This window comes from Algoriphagus zhangzhouensis (assembly GCF_900148515.1).
Taxonomy (GTDB): domain Bacteria; phylum Bacteroidota; class Bacteroidia; order Cytophagales; family Cyclobacteriaceae; genus Algoriphagus; species Algoriphagus zhangzhouensis.
The window spans coordinates 14,909-33,322 of record NZ_FRXN01000001.1; the positions used below are offsets into that span (position 1 = coordinate 14,909).

At 39.2% G+C, this 18,414-nt stretch carries 13 protein-coding genes and 1 tRNA gene; 6 read left to right on the forward strand and 8 right to left on the reverse strand.

The features are described from left to right. From BUF13_RS00050 to BUF13_RS00070, 5 genes are all read left to right on the forward strand, one after another. A complete protein-coding gene (locus BUF13_RS00050) occupies nt 1–1,329 on the forward strand; it encodes a thioredoxin family protein (RefSeq protein WP_073569720.1) in 1,329 nt (442 codons plus the stop codon). 105 nt (nt 1,330–1,434) lie between these two features. Further along, nucleotides 1,435–4,272, forward strand: a complete 2,838-nt coding sequence (locus BUF13_RS00055; RefSeq protein ID WP_073569721.1) for a M16 family metallopeptidase — start codon at nt 1,435–1,437, stop codon at nt 4,270–4,272. 95 nt (nt 4,273–4,367) lie between these two features. Further along, nucleotides 4,368–5,420 carry a PLP-dependent cysteine synthase family protein gene (locus BUF13_RS00060; protein WP_073569722.1) on the forward strand — a complete coding sequence of 351 codons (1,053 nt, stop codon included), beginning with the start codon at nt 4,368–4,370 and terminating at the stop codon, nt 5,418–5,420. Between the two features lie 22 nt (nt 5,421–5,442). Next, nucleotides 5,443–7,566 (forward strand): protein-disulfide reductase DsbD family protein, encoded by a 2,124-nt coding sequence (locus BUF13_RS00065; RefSeq protein WP_073570778.1) that lies wholly within the window; start codon nt 5,443–5,445, stop codon nt 7,564–7,566. Between the two features lie 3 nt (nt 7,567–7,569). Next, on the forward strand, nt 7,570–8,478 hold the full coding sequence (locus tag BUF13_RS00070; protein ID WP_073569723.1) for a S1 family peptidase: 909 nt from the start codon (nt 7,570–7,572) through the stop codon (nt 8,476–8,478). A gap of 53 nt (nt 8,479–8,531) precedes the next feature. Here BUF13_RS00070 and BUF13_RS00075 read toward each other — a convergent pair whose 3' ends face one another. Continuing rightward, a complete protein-coding gene (locus BUF13_RS00075) occupies nt 8,532–9,641 on the reverse strand; it encodes a site-2 protease family protein (protein WP_073569724.1) in 1,110 nt (369 codons plus the stop codon). Next, a complete protein-coding gene (locus tag BUF13_RS00080) occupies nt 9,631–10,263 on the reverse strand; it encodes an HAD family hydrolase (RefSeq protein WP_073569725.1) in 633 nt (210 codons plus the stop codon). Before BUF13_RS00080 ends, BUF13_RS00075 begins: the two co-directional genes overlap by 11 nt. A gap of 243 nt (nt 10,264–10,506) precedes the next feature. On the opposite strand from BUF13_RS00080, the gene BUF13_RS00085 reads away from it, so the two are divergent. Beyond that, nucleotides 10,507–10,580: transfer RNA gene (locus BUF13_RS00085), tRNA-Ile, on the forward strand. A 261-nt stretch (nt 10,581–10,841) separates the two neighbouring features. On the opposite strand, the gene BUF13_RS00090 is transcribed toward BUF13_RS00085, so the two are convergent. The 6 genes from BUF13_RS00090 to BUF13_RS00115 all read right to left on the reverse strand — a co-directional run bounded on the left by BUF13_RS00090 (nt 10,842) and on the right by BUF13_RS00115 (nt 18,307). After that, nucleotides 10,842–11,138, reverse strand: a complete 297-nt coding sequence (locus tag BUF13_RS00090) for a rhodanese-like domain-containing protein (RefSeq protein ID WP_073569726.1) — start codon at nt 11,136–11,138, stop codon at nt 10,842–10,844. Nucleotides 11,139–11,147: 9 nt separating this feature from the next. Beyond that, nucleotides 11,148–12,980 (reverse strand): T9SS type A sorting domain-containing protein, encoded by a 1,833-nt coding sequence (locus tag BUF13_RS00095; protein ID WP_073569727.1) that lies wholly within the window; start codon nt 12,978–12,980, stop codon nt 11,148–11,150. An 8-nt stretch (nt 12,981–12,988) separates the two neighbouring features. Continuing rightward, nucleotides 12,989–13,753 (reverse strand): PASTA domain-containing protein, encoded by a 765-nt coding sequence (locus BUF13_RS00100; protein ID WP_073569728.1) that lies wholly within the window; start codon nt 13,751–13,753, stop codon nt 12,989–12,991. Between the two features lie 118 nt (nt 13,754–13,871). Further along, entirely contained in the window at nt 13,872–16,946 is a 3,075-nt protein-coding gene (locus tag BUF13_RS00105; RefSeq protein ID WP_244547788.1) for a M43 family zinc metalloprotease, read from the reverse strand. 13 nt (nt 16,947–16,959) lie between these two features. Beyond that, the gene (locus tag BUF13_RS00110) at nt 16,960–17,208 is read right to left on the reverse strand and encodes a NifU family protein (RefSeq protein WP_073569729.1); all 249 of its coding nucleotides are present in this window, start codon (nt 17,206–17,208) and stop codon (nt 16,960–16,962) included. A gap of 4 nt (nt 17,209–17,212) precedes the next feature. Continuing rightward, nucleotides 17,213–18,307: an Mrp/NBP35 family ATP-binding protein gene (locus BUF13_RS00115; RefSeq protein ID WP_073569730.1), complete on the reverse strand. Its 1,095-nt coding sequence runs from the start codon at nt 18,305–18,307 to the stop codon at nt 17,213–17,215. Nucleotides 18,308–18,414 lie beyond the last annotated feature (107 nt).

Sequence of the window (18,414 nt, forward strand, 5' to 3'; positions counted from 1 at the left end):
ATGAAAGTTGTTTTAGGAATTTTATCTCTGGTATTGTTACCGATTATTGGATTTTCTCAGGGAATCACTTTTGAAAATGGAAGCTTCCAGGATGCTTTGGACAAAGCAAAAGCAGAAGAAAAGGTTTTGTTTATAGATGGTTATGCTATCTGGTGCGGGCCTTGTAAAAAAATGGACAAGACTGTCTTTCAGGAGGAAAAAGTAGGCAATTACTTTGATCAAAATTTGATTGCTTTAAAAGTTGATGTTGAACGAGGAGAAGGTCCTGAGTTAAAGAAAAGATTGAATATTGAAGGTTTGCCAGGCTATGTCTTTTTAGATGGTGAGGGGAATGTTATTTATCGTTTTTCTGCCGCCATGCCGACTGATGAATTTTTGAAGGAAGTGACTCTTGCTGTTTCCTATGCAAAAGATCCAAATAGTTTGGGAAGACTAAATGAGGTTTACGAAGAAAAAAAGAACGATGAGAACTTTTTGGCAATATATCTTGAGCAGCTTCACAAAGGGAAAAGCACTGGATACGCTGACGTTTTGGAACACTATCTAGATATTCAAAAAAGTGTCGCAGACTCTAGCCAAGCTATGGTTTTGCTTTTGGCTAAACATCATAAGGAGGTCGTTTTGGGTGGTAATGCAGATAGAATTATCGCTGAAAATCTAGGCACTGAGTCATGGAAGAAATATGTAAGAAAAGATATCAGAGAGATCTATCAGAAGCTTCCAAAAGATATGATTGTCACTACCACAGAATACGCTGTGACAAAAAATGATTCTACTTATTTGGAATTAGCCTTGAATGCAGCAGCATTGATCGGTGCCCCTTCAGATGAAGCTCAAAAGAATAGACTTTACGAGTACTTCTATTTTAAAACAGGGAATGGACCAGCTTACAAGGCTCGTGTCAGACCTGGAATCGAAGCCTATGCTAAATCCTTGGATGTTGCAGATTTAAGAGCAACCTATTTGGACTGGGAACAGAAAAAAGCCGCAGGAGACTTGGAGGCTTTGCAAGTGAGACCTTACGCAGTAAGAAAGAGTCAAGATTTGGCTGCCATGGCAAGTATGTATGCTGGTTTTGTAGAAAGTGATCTTGACAAAAAAGACATACTCCGTTGGATAGATATTGCCTATCAAATCGTACCAGGAGATGGGGAAACTTTGAATCAATACGCTGATTACGAATACCTTTTTGGAAATCAGGAAAAGGCGATTCAAATGAAACAAGAGGCCATTCAAATTTCTCAAAAAGCTGAGTCTAAAAAGGTTGAGGGGATGAAAGTTGATCTAGAAATCATGAAAGAAGGTGGCGAGTTGACATTGACTCTTTAAATACCTTCAAAAAACATATAAAATCTTCATAGAGGTTGATGGGAAAATGGGTTGCCTTTGGCTTCTCACTTTCCCTGTTTTACCAGTTTTCCAAAATTTGATTTAATGCAAAAGATTACCCTTTCGTTCTTGGTTTTAGTTTCCCTTACGGGGATATCATTTGGGCAGCAGTTCACGGATCTTTCTCAGGAAGTCCCTATGGATCCCGCCTTCCGAACAGGAGTTTTGCCAAATGGCTTAACCTATTATATCAGAGAGAATAAGGAATCCGAAGGAAGAGCTAGTTTCTATATTTATCAGAATGTAGGTGCAGTCTTGGAGCATGATAATCAAAATGGACTCGCTCACTTTTTGGAGCATATGGCTTTCAATGGCACCCAAACTTTTCCTGGTAAAAGCATGCTAAATATGCTAGAGCGTCACGGGGTCCAATTTGGAAAAGATATCAATGCCTATACCTCAACCAACGAAACAGTTTACAACATTAGTAGGGTCCCTACCGAAAATGCTGCTTTGGTGGATTCTTGTTTGATGGTTTTGAGAGATTGGAGTAATGAACTTTCTCTTGAGGAAGAAGAAATAGATGCTGAAAGAGGAGTGATCACTGAAGAGTGGAGGTCCAGATACAATGTTGGATACAGAATCGGAGAACAGGTAGATGAAGCAAAATATAATGGGACCATATATGCATATCGCAATGTGATAGGCGATATGGAAGTGGTGAAAAACTTTGAATACCAGGCATTAAAGGATTTCTACCATGATTGGTATCGGACTGATCTTCAGGCTATATCTGTGATCGGTGATATTGATGTAGATGCAGTAGAAGATCGAATTGTAGAAATGTTTTCGGCGATTCCTGCTGTTAAAAATCCAAAAGAGAGACCTTTTATTGTCATTCCAGATCACAAGGAACCAAAATATGCGGTAGCAACTGATAAGGAAGTAGAAAACCAGAGTGTTTCACTTCGGATTAGATATGAAAACCCTTCAGATAACACGATTGGTGGTCTAAAGGAGTCTTACATTGCGAGCTTTTTCAACGCCTTGATAAGAGCTCGAATTAGAGAACTTATTGTAAAAGGAGATGCGCCATTTTTAGGTGGCTCCTTATCGAGTTCCTCATTGGTCAAAGGCTATGGAATTTATAGTGTCACAGCTACCTCCAAGGTCGGAGAATTGAATGCTGCTTTTGAAGGTATTTATACTGAACTACAAAGAGTCCTTCAACATGGTTTTACTGAAGGGGAATTGGAACGATTGAAAACCAATACCTTGGTTTCTGCTGAAAATCGATACAATAGGAGAGATAAAATTACCAATGACTCCTATGCCAATTCATTGAAAAGAACATACCTCGATGGTATTTCTGTGCCAGATGCTGATTTTTCCTATGATTTTGTAAAAGAGGTTGTTGCAGGGATTACGGTAGAGGAGGTTAGTCAGTTTGCCACTAATTTCTTGAAAAAGGAAAATAGAGTGTTTACGATCGTTTCTCCTGAAAATCAAGAAAATGAAGTTCCTACATTAACTGAATTGGAAGAGATCCTTGCGAAAGTAAATAGGCAAGAACTCTCAGCCTATGAGGATGATGTTCCGGACCAAAAAGAATTGATTTCCGATATGCCAAAGCCTGGTGAGATTTTGAATATCAAGCAGTTGGAAGACTTTGGTGCCGAAGAATGGACTTTGAGCAATGGTGCAAAGGTTGTTTTTAAACATGCTGATTATCAAAAAGATGTAGTTGGTATTGAAGCTGTTAGCGTAGGAGGGTCTTCACTTTATGAACCCAAGGATCTTCCATCTGTCAAAGGAGCTGATGTATTTGTAAATAGTTTCGGTATTGGAGATTTTGATGAGGATAGCTTCAAAAAAATAATGACTGGTAAAACAGCAAATAGTGGCTTTAACATCAGTGATACATACGAGTCAGTTTCAGGGTCTGCTGTAAGCAAGGATATTGAAACGATGCTTCAGTTGATTTATCTGAGGTTTGAAGCACCACGGTTTGATAAAGAGCGATTTGATGTGCTGATGAAAAAGCGCTATGAAGCCCTCGAAAACCAAGTCGAAACTGCCAATAGTATTCAACAGGATACTTTGGGACATATTTTGGCCAATGGTAATCCGAGAGCCATCAAATATGACAAAGATTACCTAGATCAAATAGACTTCGACAGGATCAAAGAGATCTATTTAGATAGATTCAGCGATGCTAGTGATTTCACTTTCTTCATCGTCGGAGATATAGATAAAGAAGAATTGAAACCTTTGGTAGAACAGTACATAGGAAGCATCCATGATATTGATAGAACCGAAGATTGGATTGATCATGACGATTTTTCACCCAAAGGAGAAAACCAATTCCGAATTGGCATTCCTATGGTCGAGCCAAAAGGAACCGTTTATATCAAAATGAAAAATGATTTGAAATATTCAAGGGAGCAGGTTGTTTATCACTCCATTTTGGGTTCGATTTTGAAATTAAGATATACCGAAAGTATTCGCGAAAAAGAGGGTGGAACTTATGGTGTGAGTGTTAGAACAGATTCAGATCGAATTCCAAGAAATGGCCAAACCTTGAATATTTCATTTCAATGTGACCCAGAAAATACCGATGCATTGAAGAGAATTGTCTATGACGAAATAGAAAAAGTTAAAGAAGGTGTTTCTGAGGAGGATTTGAAGAAGGTTGTCTTCAATATCAAAAAAAATACAGAGGACCGAATGGAGAACAATAGTTATTGGCTAAGAGCTCTCAAGTCTTTTTATCAGTTCAATGAAGACATTACCAGTTCTGCATATCTAGACGATATCCTAGACAAAGTCAGCTCAAAAGATATTCAGAATTATGCAAAGAAATTCTTCAAACGTCCAAATATTGTTGATGTGATTTTCTACCCAGAAGGAACTGAAGATAAGACTGTTGCTGAAAAAGATTGAAGAGTTTTCTCATACCTATTAAAGCCAAAAAAGGGGGGGATTTGCTCAAATGAATTCCCCTTTTAAATCAAATTCTACTCTTATAATAAAATATAATGAATGATACAGTTGAATTACCAGAAGTGAAGGAATGTCTTCCTTGTTTGAAAGTTTCTGAATTATGGTCTTTGGTAGGCAATACACCTATGATTGAGCTGAATTACAAGTATCAGGAAAGGGTAGGGAGCATTTTTGTTAAATGTGAGCATTACAATCTTACTGGAAGTATCAAGGATAGAATGGCTCTATATACCATTCAAAGAGCTTACGAAACTGGTAAAATCAAACCGGGGGATACCATCGTTGAAGCTACATCTGGAAATACAGGGATTGCATTTGCGGCGATTGGTCGAAGCATGGGACATCCTGTGAAGATCATTATGCCCAATTGGTTGAGTAAAGAGCGCGTGGACATTATCCGTTCTTTGGGAGCTGAAATCATTTTGGTTAGTAAAGAAGAAGGTGGCTTTTTAAGAAGTATTGCAATGGCCGAGGAGATGGGAGCAGCGGATCCTAATGTTTTTCTTCCTCGACAATTTGATAACAACTTCAACCTGGAAGCTCATCAGAAGACCACCGCTCCTGAGATCATCGACCAACTCAATCATGTTGGAAAGAAAGTCGACGCTTTCGTAGCCGGTGTAGGTACAGGAGGTACTGTTTGTGGAGTTGGAAAATATTTGAAAGCTGTCAATCCAAGAATAAAAGTACATCCTATGGAGCCAGCCGAGTCTCCAACTTTGACAACAGGCTACAAAGTAGGAAGCCATAGAATTCAGGGGATCTCTGATGAATTCATCCCCAGCATTGTGAAGCTGGATCAATTGGATGAAATAATCCAGGTAAATGATGGAGATGCCATTTTGATGGCTCAAAAATTAGCAACAAGCCTTGGACTGGCAGTAGGAATCAGTTCTGGAGCTAACCTAATCGCTGCGATCAAATTGCAGGAGATAATGGGAGTAGAGGCGAATGTCGTGACCGTTTTTGCCGATAGTAATAAAAAGTATTTGAGTACAGATTTGGTGAAAAATGAGCCTGTTAAAGATGGCTATTTAAGTTCTGAAGTTGAACTGATTGGTTTTAAGCCTATCGCTAGATCTAAATAAGATTTTCGAAAAGATGATGCTGATGAAAAAGATTGCTCTTATCCTGTTTATGGTTTTTTTGACCCTTGCAGCAAAAGCCCAGATTCTAGAACCTGTAAGTTGGTCATCCGAAAGTAAGCCTTTGGAAAATGGCTTGGTGGAATTGATCATAACTGCCGATATAGAAAAGGGCTGGCATTTATATAGTCAGCATATGGATGAGGGAGGTCCGATTCCTACCAGTTTTTCTTTTGACAAAAATGAAGGGTTTGAGCTGATAGCTGAAGTGGAGGAAATCTCCAAGGTGACAACTGAATTTGATGAGCTTTTCGAAATGGATGTCAGCTTTTTCAGTGATCGGGCTGTGTTTAAGCAAATCATTCAGGCAAAGAATCAAACTGGAGTCGTTTCCATGATGGTAACATTTATGGTCTGTGATGATACCCAATGTCTTCCACCCAATGAGGTGGCAATGGATATCGAGTTTGAGGCCGATCTTACTAAAAGTACTCCCAAGACTACTGAGGTAAAAAAGACAGTTGAAGAGCCTGTACAAACAACTGTAAAGGTGGAAAAGGCAATTGATAAAAGCCAAGTCGAGGGTCCTGAGATTGAGAATTTACCTGTCGCTTCAGAAGAGCTTGAGGTTAATCCTTCAATATCCTCAGAGGAGAATTCAGGACATTTAGCCGATCAAAACCAAAAAGAAGAGAACCACTCGGAAGAAGAATCCTCTGTGTGGGGAATATTTATTGCTGGTTTTTTGGGAGGTTTTGCAGCGCTCTTGATGCCTTGTATTTTCCCTATGCTACCCCTGACTGTTAGCTTTTTCACCAAACAATCAGAAAATAAGGCTGCTGGGATCGGAAAGGCGATGTTTTATGGAGTTTCCATTATCGTTATTTATGTGGCTTTAGGAATGCTGATAACAGTTCTCTTCGGAGCTGACGCTTTAAATTCCCTTTCTACAAACGGGATTTTCAACTTTCTCTTCTTCTTACTATTGGTGGTATTCGCAGCATCCTTTTTTGGAGCATTTGAATTGACTTTACCTCATTCCTGGTCCAATAAGCTGGACCAAAAATCTGATAAGGAAGGGGTTTTGGGACTGTTTTTTATGGCAGCCACTCTTTCTATAGTTTCGTTTTCTTGTACAGGGCCGATCATTGGGACATTACTCGTTCAAGCAGCCAGTTCAGGTGCCTATCTGGGACCAGCAGTTGGGATGTTTGGTTTTTCCTTAGCCTTGGCTATTCCTTTTACCTTATTTGCCATATTTCCTTCTTGGATGAAATCGCTTCCAAAATCTGGTGGCTGGTTGAATAGCGTCAAGGTGGTTCTTGGCTTCTTGGAATTGGCTCTTGCTTTGAAATTCTTATCCAACGTAGATCTTGCTTACCATTGGGACCTTTTCGATAGAGAGGTGTTTTTGACCTTGTGGATTGTCATTTTTGGATTGATGGGATTGTATCTGCTTGGTAAGATCAAATTTGCACATGATAGCGAGCTTACATATCTCTCAGTGCCTCGAACTTTCTTGAGTATCATAGTTCTTGCATTTACAATTTACATGGTACCTGGCCTTTGGGGAGCTCCTTTGAAAGCGATTTCCGCCTTTCTTCCTCCTCAACATACCCAAGATTTTGATTTGTATACTTCTTCATTTGGGTCAGGTATCAGTTCTGTGAATCAGGAGAAAGAGCCAAGAAAGTATGCTGACCTATTTCATGCTCCTTTGAATTTGAATCCATTTTTCGATTATGAAGAAGGGATAGCTTATGCCGCTAAAGTAAAAAAGCCGGTCTTGATTGATTTTACAGGGCATGCATGTGTCAACTGCCGTAAGATGGAAGCCAATGTTTGGTCAGATCCGAAAGTATTAAAGACTTTGATGGAAGATTATGTTTTGATTCAGCTTTACGTTGATGACAAAACTGAATTGCCAGAATCAGAATGGAAAGTCTCTGAATTTAGTGGAAAGACCATTAAAACAATTGGGGCCAAATGGTCGGATTTTCAGGCTGCAAATTTCAACTCCAATTCACAACCCTATTATGTAGTCCTAGGTGATGAGGATACTCCATTGATCAAACCAGTAGGTGCGATTTACGATTTGGATAAATACCATAATTACTTATTGGAAGGCCTTAAATCCTTTAATGAATAAAGAATGAAAAGCATTTTAAATAAAACAGTCCTAGTTGTATTATTCTGCATTCTGGCATTTTCAGTTCAGGCGCAGCGATATAAAAATAATATCAGCGATTATAAGGTTCCTTTGATGAGTGGGTCGTCTAAATTGATCGAATCAGGTGCAAAATTGCTGACTGCAGATTCATTGCAGCCTTATTTTAAAGCAAAAGGCTATTCTCCTGTAAATATCGAACTGGGGACGATGGAAATTACACCTTTAAGCCCAGGTGAAATCTACAGGAAAGTTTCCGAAGCTACAGTCATCGTTTCTTCAGCAGGAAAGTGTAATGAAATCAATGATCAAGGGAAAGTTTGTGATCGGATTCATATCTATCCAGCATCGGGCTATATTATTTCTTCTGAAGGGATAGTCGTGACCAATTACCATGTGGCAAATGGATATGTAACGAAGTACAATAAAGATTCCAGAGATGCTTGGGTTGTAATGCTCAAGGACGGGACAGTTTTGCCTGTAGTAGAGCTATTAAGTGCCGATAAAGCAAATGATTTGGCAATTTTGAAAATCGATACACAGGGACTTGAATTACCTTATCTTAACATTGCAACAAAAGATGCTGAGATTGGTGATCCAGTATTTATTGTCAGTCATCCAAAAGGGTACTTTTATTCTTTTTCATCAGGAATGGTGACAGATAAATTCAGTGAAATCAAAGCAGGACAATACAGAAACACCATGGCTATTTCTGCTGATTTTGCTGCTGGATCCAGTGGTGCGGCCATCATTGATCAATTTGGAAATGTGATCGGAACTGTGACTTATACCAAAACTTTACAACACTCTGATGATGTATCAAAAACCCAAATGGTTTTGAAGGCGACAATTCCCTCAGCGGCCCTTCTAAAATTAATCCAGGAAGGAAATTGAGCTGGAATTAAGGATATAAAAAAAGGGAGTCGCTTTGGCTCCCTTTTTCGTTTTTAGGTAAAAACAAAAGGTTGAGGAGTAAAGCACAAAATGAAAATCAAAATTGCTAGCCAACCAATCCATTGTCTTTTTGTATCTAATTTTCTAAAGCCGGAAACTTCAGGGTGCCTGATCCCCATGACTCTTCCTAATAAAAACCCAAAGAATAACCAACCTTGATAGCCCTCAATGCTTGGAATTAGGAATGCAATTAAGTATTGAACTGCTCCCATGCAAAGGATAAGTGTAATTCTGGTTTGAAGTGGTAACCCCGACCTTTGATAGCAGATAAATAGAAAGCCTAGGTACAATGGTAATCGCAGTACCAGATCTTCATAGGGCATAAAAGGGCTAATCATCCCTAATCCTGCGTAAAATATAAATGCAGTATACACGACAAATGAAATCTGTCGATGGTGCTTTGGGAACAATCCAAACACTACATGTCCTCCATCTAATTGTCCGATCGGTAAAAGGTTCAAGGCCGTAAAAAAGAGGGCGAAATAGCCCGCAAATAGGAAAGGGTAGTGGATTACCTCATCCATGGCAGGGAGTCGCTCAGGGTCTGCGAAAACTTCTCCTAAACCCCAGAATAACAGATTGTCTCCTAAGGCAAAGTTTAAAACTTCCTCTCCATAGCCTTCGAAATTGGGATCGGCATATTCTGGATGGATTTCATAGATATAGTCAGCAGGAGGCAAGGTTGAAAATCCATAAATCAATACCCCTAAGGCTATGATAAATCCTGCTAGAGGTCCAGCTACGCCAATATCAAAAAACTTTTTTCGGGAATTAACAAAGCCTTTCATCCGAATCACCGCTCCGAATGTTCCAATGGAAGGTACACCAATAAACCCAAACCAAGCAGGTATAAAAAAGGGCAGGGAGCATTTTACCTTATGGTAAATGGAGGTAAACAAATGTCCCAATTCATGAATCAAAAGAATACCTATGAAAGGGATAGAAAAGGCTAAAGATTTGGTGAAATATTCCCAAGTAAGTGCACTGTCTCCTTCTCCTAAAACAGATTTGCCATATACCCATTCTCCACCTGCCAAAGTGGTCGCGATGAGTGTGAGAATGAATAGGGATCCGTGTTTAAGGTATTCTTTGCTACTGTACATCCTTTAGATAATCAAAGATGATTTCTGGTCCGGTAACATGGATGGCTTGAATTCCTATTTCATTTGCGGCAGCTACATTTGGAGCCAAATCATCAAAGAATACCACTCTTTCAGGTGAAGTACCCAAATCGGTAAGCATTTTCTCATAGATCTCAGGCTGTGGCTTAGACAGTCCCATCTCATGGCTCAAAAAGACCCAGTCGAAAACAGGATCGAAATTTTGCAATCCATGGTCTCTCCAAAGGATGCTATTGACTGCATGAATATGGATCATATTGGTATTGCTCAAAACTCCAACCTGATAATGCTCTCTTACTCGCTTCACCAGCTCCAGTCTTTCAGCAGGGATTTTTCCCAGCAGGGAGTTCCAAAGGAAATCAACATGCTCATCTTCCCATTCCTGACCAAAATATGCGTTCACTTCTTGACGAAAAGTCAAAGAATCTATCTTTCCTTTTTCGTAATTGTGATGAAATTCAGTTTTATAAAAATCCTCCAATAAGTGGTGGTGGGAGGATGGAAGTTCCTGACGGATAAGCTCTAAGGACCTTTGGTAATCTATGTCAACAATGACATTTCCTAAATCAAATATTAAAAAGTCCGCATCAGGTGTTTTTTTCATTCGAAAGATTGGTTGTTAATATCCTTTCAAATATGTAACATTGCACTCCCAAAACCAAGGTATTTCGAAAATAGGAAGGTTTTTGAAGCGGTTTTGAGGATTTTAAATTGATATTCAAACTTCATTATTGGATATAAAAATTGATAATCTTGGGCCTATAGCTCATCCCGATAACTATCGAGGAGGTTAGACTTCTGACACTTTTCGAATATTATTGAAATGAGAATCCCAAGTGAAAATATTGGGCCTATAGCTCAGTTGGTTAGAGCTTCTGACTCATAATCAGGAGGTCGCTGGTTCGAGCCCAGCTGGGCCCACATCTAAAAGAGTTGCGCGTTTGTGTGACTCTTTTTTTGTTTTATCCATTTTGATTTCAGCAGATTCCAGTTGGTGCAATTACCTTGTCTACTTTTCTCCAAAGTTTTGGAAGAAAGGAGGTCGCTGCCCCGATAGCTATCGCGGGCGAGCCCAGCTGGGCCCACATCTAAAAGAGTTGCGCGTTTGTGTGACTCTTTTTTTTTATCCCAAATAAAAAAGGCGCCTTCAAAGCGCCTACATATTTTTGAGTATTTGAAAACTTATAGTTCTCTAAAAGCTAAAATTCCTCCTGGAACATTTCTAACCTTTGAGAATCCCTTGCTTTCCAAGAATTTCTTGGCGTTTCCACTTCTTGCACCGCTTCTGCAGTGAACTACGATCTCTTGGTCTTTATAAGCCTCCAATTCATCCAACTGATGAGGTAAATTAGCTAATGGGATGTTTTTTGCTCCCAAATTGTCATCGTCATATTCCCATTCTTCTCTTACATCAAGAAAAAAGAATTTTTCATTGTTATCAAGTCTTTCCTTGAGCTCTTTTACGGTGATATCTTCCATGGCGCTATACTATTTTACTAAAATTCTAAATGACTGAGGTCCATCCTTTGTTATTAGATTAATAACATAGATTCCAGACTTTTGTCCTATAAAGTTAAGGAATTCTCTTTTGTCCATTGCTTCTCTTTCAAGGAAAATCTCCCTTCCAAAGGAATCATATACTCTCAGGTCTGAATATTCTCCTTCGATGGTCAGTTGAGTTTCGACAGGATTAGGATAATACTTGAAATTTGATCCAGTTTCTTCACTCTGTTCAAAAGGTGCAGCTATGCTGACATGAGGTCTAATCATCAGGGATCCTAAAACCTCTTCATTTTGAGCCCAAGCTCCAGCAACATTGTAATAAATCTTGTCAGCCTGATTATTGGTCTTGTCCAATCCGACATGGATAAAATCACTTGAATACTGTGCAAATCCAATGTAAAACTCTCCAATAACCCTCAAGTTGGTGTCCAAAGAGAAATAGAGTAGATCTTCACCTTCCTCTTTTAGAGGGATGAGTTCTTCTCTAGCAAAGATTGGTTCCTTGCTCAAGTCTTGCCAAACCAAAATATCTATTGGGAGATCAACTTGATTGGGGTTGGTAAAATTGATGGAAATCCCTTTTAAAAAAACTTCTTGATCAACTTCATATTTTACAGCCAAGCGACCCGCTTTTTGATTGATTCCAGCTGCATAATCTGCACTTCCATGATCATAAGCAAAGTAATCACGAATTGGAATTTGGGTTCTAACGGTATCATTTATTTTAAAATCTACCTGATCGTAAAAAGTACTATCTTCGGCAGAAACGGTATAAAAGTTCTTATCACCGGTAGTTAAATAAGTGATTACTTCTAGGTCTGTTTCTGTTTTTATCGATGGAATTTCATCGATTTCTCTGCTTTCAAAAACTCTTCTTTCCAAAGCGTTTGGAACTGGATTAAAAGGAGTGTTGAGGTTGATGGATGTGCTTGTGCCATTTGTTTGATCCAAAACAGCTATGGAATATTCCATGGCTCTAAATCTATTTTCGAGATTGTAGAATTCGTTTTGAACTGTTGAAAAATCACTTGAGGAGTAATCTCCAATCAATTCCGCTGGAACAGCTGCATAAGAACCTATTTGAAAATAGTTGAATTGAGTCAATGCCCGATCTAGGTAATAGATAGAGGATTCATTTCTTCCTGTATTGAGGAAAATATAATCGACCAACCAAGAATCAAATGGTCCTGATAGTCTCCCCATATTTACAAATCGAAATTGAAAAGCCTCATGCTGGTAGGATGAACCAACTTGTAGTATTTCTTGAGTAAAAACTTCTGGGTCCCTGTCAGCTCCTCCATTTACATCCCACACAGTTTCCCATTGGCCGGAGGCGTTTAAAAACTGAACGGTCAGCCGATCATTTTCATCAGGCCTTTCGGCTTTTCCTCCAGCTTGCCAGAAAAAGCTTAAATAAAGACTTGCAGATTCTGAAGCGCTTAATCCAGAAAGATCAAATGGTTTGGAGGTCAAATAATCTCCCGCTCCCTGATCTCTGACTTGTCTAGAGTAGGGGGTGCCATCTGCATCAACTCCATCTAAAAGAATTACTCCAAAGGAAGGTGCTGAATTACCAATGCTAGAACTGAAAGTGGAGCCTTCAAAATCCCAAGAAAGCGTGTCCATTCCTTGGCTGAAATCATCCCAGAAGGGCAAAGTCAAGTAATTGGCTACCTTGGCATTTACCGGATAGACCGAAGTGTTTTTTTTATATTTAGTCTGAGGAACAGGAGCGAATTGAACAAACTGAGCCTTTGCTATTCCTGAAAAAATCAAGAATAGGATTAACAGGCCATACTTTTGGGTTTTTGCTCCCATCTAATTATTTAAAAATCTCTTTCACCGGAAATCCAAAGATCGATGATTTCTCCGGTTTTTACTTGCATATTGGCCTCAGGAGTTTGCTTAAAAACGTATCCTGTTGGAATCGTGTCATTTTTTGAATAATTCTTTTGACCTAAACGCAAACCTGAGCCTAAAATTAAAAATTCAGCATCAGTTTCATCCATTCCCACGAAATTGGGAACGCTAAGTATTTGATTTCCCAATCCATCTCCTACTACCAAATCGATTTTTGCACCTTTGGGTACTTCAAACCCTTCATTGATACTTACCCCACGATATCTTTGTTCCAAAACTACGTTGATTCCGATATCTGGAACATAAATTATCTCTCCTCTCTCCAATCCCATATTTGCCAAAGTCTCTTGAACATTTTTCAAAAGCATATTAACAAGATTGGGCATTTTGATCAAAGGTGCATTTCGAGCATTTAATGTCAAATAAATTTTTCTTCCACTTTTTACTTGCTCTTCAGCGGCTGGGATTTGCTTCAATACCGCCAAAGCTTTTTCATCTGTACTAAATCCGGAATCCAAAGAAACCTCATACTTAAGCCCAGAATTGTCAAGAATGTCAATACTTTCGTCAAAAGTATATCCCGAAAGATCAGGCACTGAGACTGTTTCACCATGATTGGTATACATGGGGAGGTAAAGCTGAAGGAATAGAAAGCCAAGCAAAAATGATAATGCAAGGATTACGATAATATTGATTATTACTTTTTTCAAAGAGTAAGAAAAGCCGCTCATGAATGAAATTTACAATTGCTAAAGATAATCGGGAATTTTAAACCCCACAAAGATTTAGGGGCTCGCATTGGGTGCTGGGCAAAAAACAAGCCGAAGTGTTTGTCTTCGGCTCATTTGTTTAGTTTATGATCAATTTTTTTGTTTCGCTGATCGAATTACTTGTGATCCTGACAATATAAAGACCTGGAGGGAAAATCTCCCTACTGAAGGAGTATGTCTGGTTCAATGTTTCTGGATATTCCACTTCATGAAGTACTGCACCATTTGTTGAAACTATCTGGATGGTGACATCTTCGTAAGCTGGAAGGTTGAAAGCAATATTAAAGAAATCTGTTGCTGGATTAGGGTACAAGATTGCCATGCCATCTCCAGGGATTACTGGGTCTGGGTTGGCAGTCAAAAACAACTCGACATTGTCCAGATAAATAGGGGAGTTGCTTCCATTTGCTACTTCTAAGACAAAGGCAATTCTAACAGAATCGAATTCGGTTGTGGTAATGTTGGTTAAGTCAATGTAATTTCTTTCAAAGTCTTCTACATTATTCGGACTTGGTGAACCAGAACCTACTGTACTAATTGAAGATCCTGACGCCTCCCATAAAATCAAATAATTAGCTCCACCATCTGGGCTTGCCAAAACTTTGAAGGAAGTGTTGGAAGCCATGCTTCCAGCTGCCAAATCAAAGAATATAGAGGCTTGGGTTTTATCAGAAAGGTCAAACATCGATGATCCCAGCCAATAACTCATTCCACCTTCAGGTTCTAAGACCCCAGAAACGTTTTCATTTGCTGAACCTGTTGCAATAACTTCCCATGCAGGCTGATCTTCTTGAGGATTGACTGTAGCCCAAGGTTCTAAAGAAGTAGATTGATTGAAGTTTTGCCTCCAAGGAACGAGAGCAGTTTCATTATTGACTACAACATACCGGGAAAGCTCACTTGTATTCCCACCATTTTGGTCAAAGTTTGGAAGTGAGATCTCGAATTCCAATTTGTTTTTGCCTTCTACTGTAGTGTTATCACCTGTAAGGTTTACACTTTGGCCAGGGGAAATGGATGATCCACTAGCTAAAAACTGCTGAGCAGTCCCGTTATTGGTTGATTTGGTAAAGACAAACTGAGTAACAGGTAAATTCCCAGTGTTTGTGATTGAAAGAATCTCAGTATCGATATTATCACTTGCGATAGGGAAAGGAGACATCAATTCATCTATTCTTATGTTGTAATTGTACTCCTCTTCCTCTAAAATTCGGATGTTTTTTAGGAAGATATTATTCCCGTATGAGTTTACAGTGATGAATGCCACTCGGACCTGTCCCAAATCTGCAAAAGCACTCAAGTTCACCAATTCGGTTCGGAACTGATCAGATCCAGATGGAATGAATTCATCCAAGGTAGGTGTGTCTGTTTGTAATGACGATCCAGACTTGCTATAAGTGGCATTGGCAAAGTCAAACGTATTCCCACAATCAGCAGAGATCGCTACGATCAGCTCATCTTGGAAGCCAGTTTGATTATAAGGTGCATGACCTACTTCAAAGACAACCTGCGCATTTGGATACTGGCTCAGGTCGATGATTGGAGATACAAAATAATCTAAAGCTCCTGGTGCCTCATATTCATAATGTCGAATATATAATAGGTCTTCTTCAACTCCAGAGATGGTCAAAGTGGTATCAGCCCAAGTCATGGATTCATCTGGGTTGATGGTTGACCAAGAGTTTGGAATATTACCTATATCTAATGTTAGAGGTAAAGAAACTGCTGATTGAAGAACAGGACTAGATGAAGCTAAATTGTTGGCGGCATTTTCGTCTGTACTATTATTTACTTGAATTACCTCAAATTCGATTTCATTTGTACCGGCAGCCAATGTGAAATTTTGGAAATTTAAAGTTGCTGTTTCGCCTGTTTCCAAATTCATTGAAAAAGTTCTGCTTTCAACCACAGTGCCATTTCTTCTTAAAGCGATTCTAGCTGAGGTCACATTCAAATTACCTGCATTTTTCACTTCTATAGATGGCATGATGACCGGAGAACAAACAAAATCACCCGGTTCATTGATTTTTGTTATTGCCAGGTCTCTATCTACCAAAGTAGGATCCTGTGTTGCTCTGTTGTTGATTAATGTAGTTCTTCTTGGACTGTTTTCTAAAACAACATTGAATCGTTCTACCTGCCCCAGCGTGAATAAATTCATACAGGCGTCTGGAGTGTAATCCATGAAGTTTTGGATCATGTCATTGGAACCACAACTGATTCGTGAAGGATTTGAATTACAAATGCTATTGGAGCTATCTTGATCCGGAGTATCTTCGACAAAATCGTCAACATCACAACCGCCGTCTCCCCAGATATGTCTCAAACCAAAGTAGTGTCCTACCTCGTGTGTAGCTGTTCTTCCCAGGGAAGCTGAAGAAGAATTGCCTCCTGTTCCAAAAAATCTATAATCAATCGTGACCCCATCTGTGATGGCGGCAGAAGGAGAAAAGTTTAAACCAGGTAAGTCAGAGACTGGAAAAGTTGCATAACCGATGTAAGGCTGAGTCAAAGGAACCACCCAGATATTTAAATACTCCTCAGGGTTCCATTGAGTCAATTGTCCGATTGTAACGGCATCAGTGTCCAGATAGGAGGTTTTCGGACCTTCAATCCTTACAATTCCGTCAGTAGGAAGACCATCAGGATCCTGTTTGGCTAATACAAATTCGATATTTGCGTCAGCTGCTACCGGAAGAAATTCTGCTGGAGTAAGACTTGCATCAGAATTCAGTCTTCTGAAATCCTCATTTAAGATTCTGATTTGAGCCTCAATTTGAGAAAGGGGAATATTACTTCCCGTTCCGACTGATTCTCCATTGTGAACTACATGAACCACAACTGGAATTAGTCTTACATCCTCTTGAGTTCTTAGATAGATTTGAGGATTGTTACGCCTTTCTTCAATTTTGGTGTCCAGCCAATTTTCAAAAAATTCCTCGGTTCCAAAATACCCCATTTCTTTTTCCAGCATTTCATGCAAATGAACCTGTGCACATTTTTCATTGTGCTCTTGGCTGGTTTTGGTGTCTAGAGTTGAGAACCCTTGAAACGGGGTGATTTTAAATCCTTGTGAATAGGTACTGTTATATGCAAAAATAGCTCCCATAAGGAGCATGTTGGCTTTAATGAAAAAGCTGGACCATTTTTTCATTTAGTCTATTTAATTAAGCTATAGTCAAATTTACAGCTTCTACCTTCGTGATTTCAGGTATAGCACGTTTGATGGCATCCTCTACACCTGCTTTTAACGTCATGGAAGACATTGGACAGGATCCACAAGAACCCAACATTTCGATTTTCAATACCATATCATCAGTAAGCTCAACAATTCGGACATTACCTCCATCAGCTTCCAAATAGGGCCTGATAGTGTCTAATGCGAATTCAATTTGCTCTTTTAATTCTGCTTGCATGTGTTTATGCTTTTATTTCTACTATTTCTGTTTTCTTGTCTGATGCATTTCGGATAGCTACCTGCCTTGCGACTGTTTCGGCTAATTCCATATATGCATCTTGGGTCACCCCTTTTTTCAATACTGCCGGATATCCAGTGTCCCCACTCTCTCTGATACTTTGTACAATTGGAACTTCACCTAAGAATGGAACCTCGTATTTCTCAGCTAGTTTTCTCCCACCTTCTTTGCCGAAAAGATAATATTTATTTTCTGGCAATTCCTCTGGTGTAAAGTAAGCCATATTTTCAATAACACCTAAAATAGGTACGTTAATTTGTGGCTGACGGAACATAGATAAACCTTTATTTGCATCAGCTAGGGCTACTTTTTGAGGAGTAGTCACAATCACAGCTCCTGTCACTGGAACAGTTTGGACCATAGTAAGGTGAATATCAGAGGTTCCAGGAGGAAGATCTATCAATAAGTAGTCCAATTCTCCCCAGTCCACATCAGAAATAAATTGTCTGAGTGCGGAACTTGCCATTGGTCCTCTCCAAACCACAGCTGAGTCTGTAGGAGTCAGGAAGCCGATTGACATTAACTTCACACCGTATTGTGTAACTGGAATAATAACATTTTTATCCCCTTCTTTTTTTACGGCTGGCTGTTCACCTTCTACATTGAACATTGTAGGAATAGAAGGACCAGAGATATCAGCATCGATCAAACCAACTTTTGCTCCCAATTCAGCAAGGGAAACAGCCAAATTCACAGATGTAGTAGATTTTCCAACACCACCTTTTCCTGAAGCAATTGCAATGATGTTTTTAACCTGTGGTAAAACCGGAGTAGCATCTCTTACGGTGGTGACTTGAGAAGTCATATGGATATCCCATTTGATTCCTGTACCAAAATCGCTTTCCAACTCCTCCAAACAATTGTTTTTTATAACTTCTTTCAGTGGACAAGCTGGAGTAGTCAAAACGACTTTAAAACTCACTTGATCACTTGCAATTTGAATATTTTGGATCATTCCCAAACTGACCAAATCCCTTTTTAAATCAGGATCTTGAACTTTGGAAAGGGACTTTAATATAGCTTCTTTGGTGATTTGCATGGGGGTAATTGAAATTTGGCGCAAGTTAAGGCTTAGAATCGGCTTTTAGAAACCTTCTTCAATTGCGGTCAGATTTTAACCCCATCAAATTCTAAATAGTTCTGTTT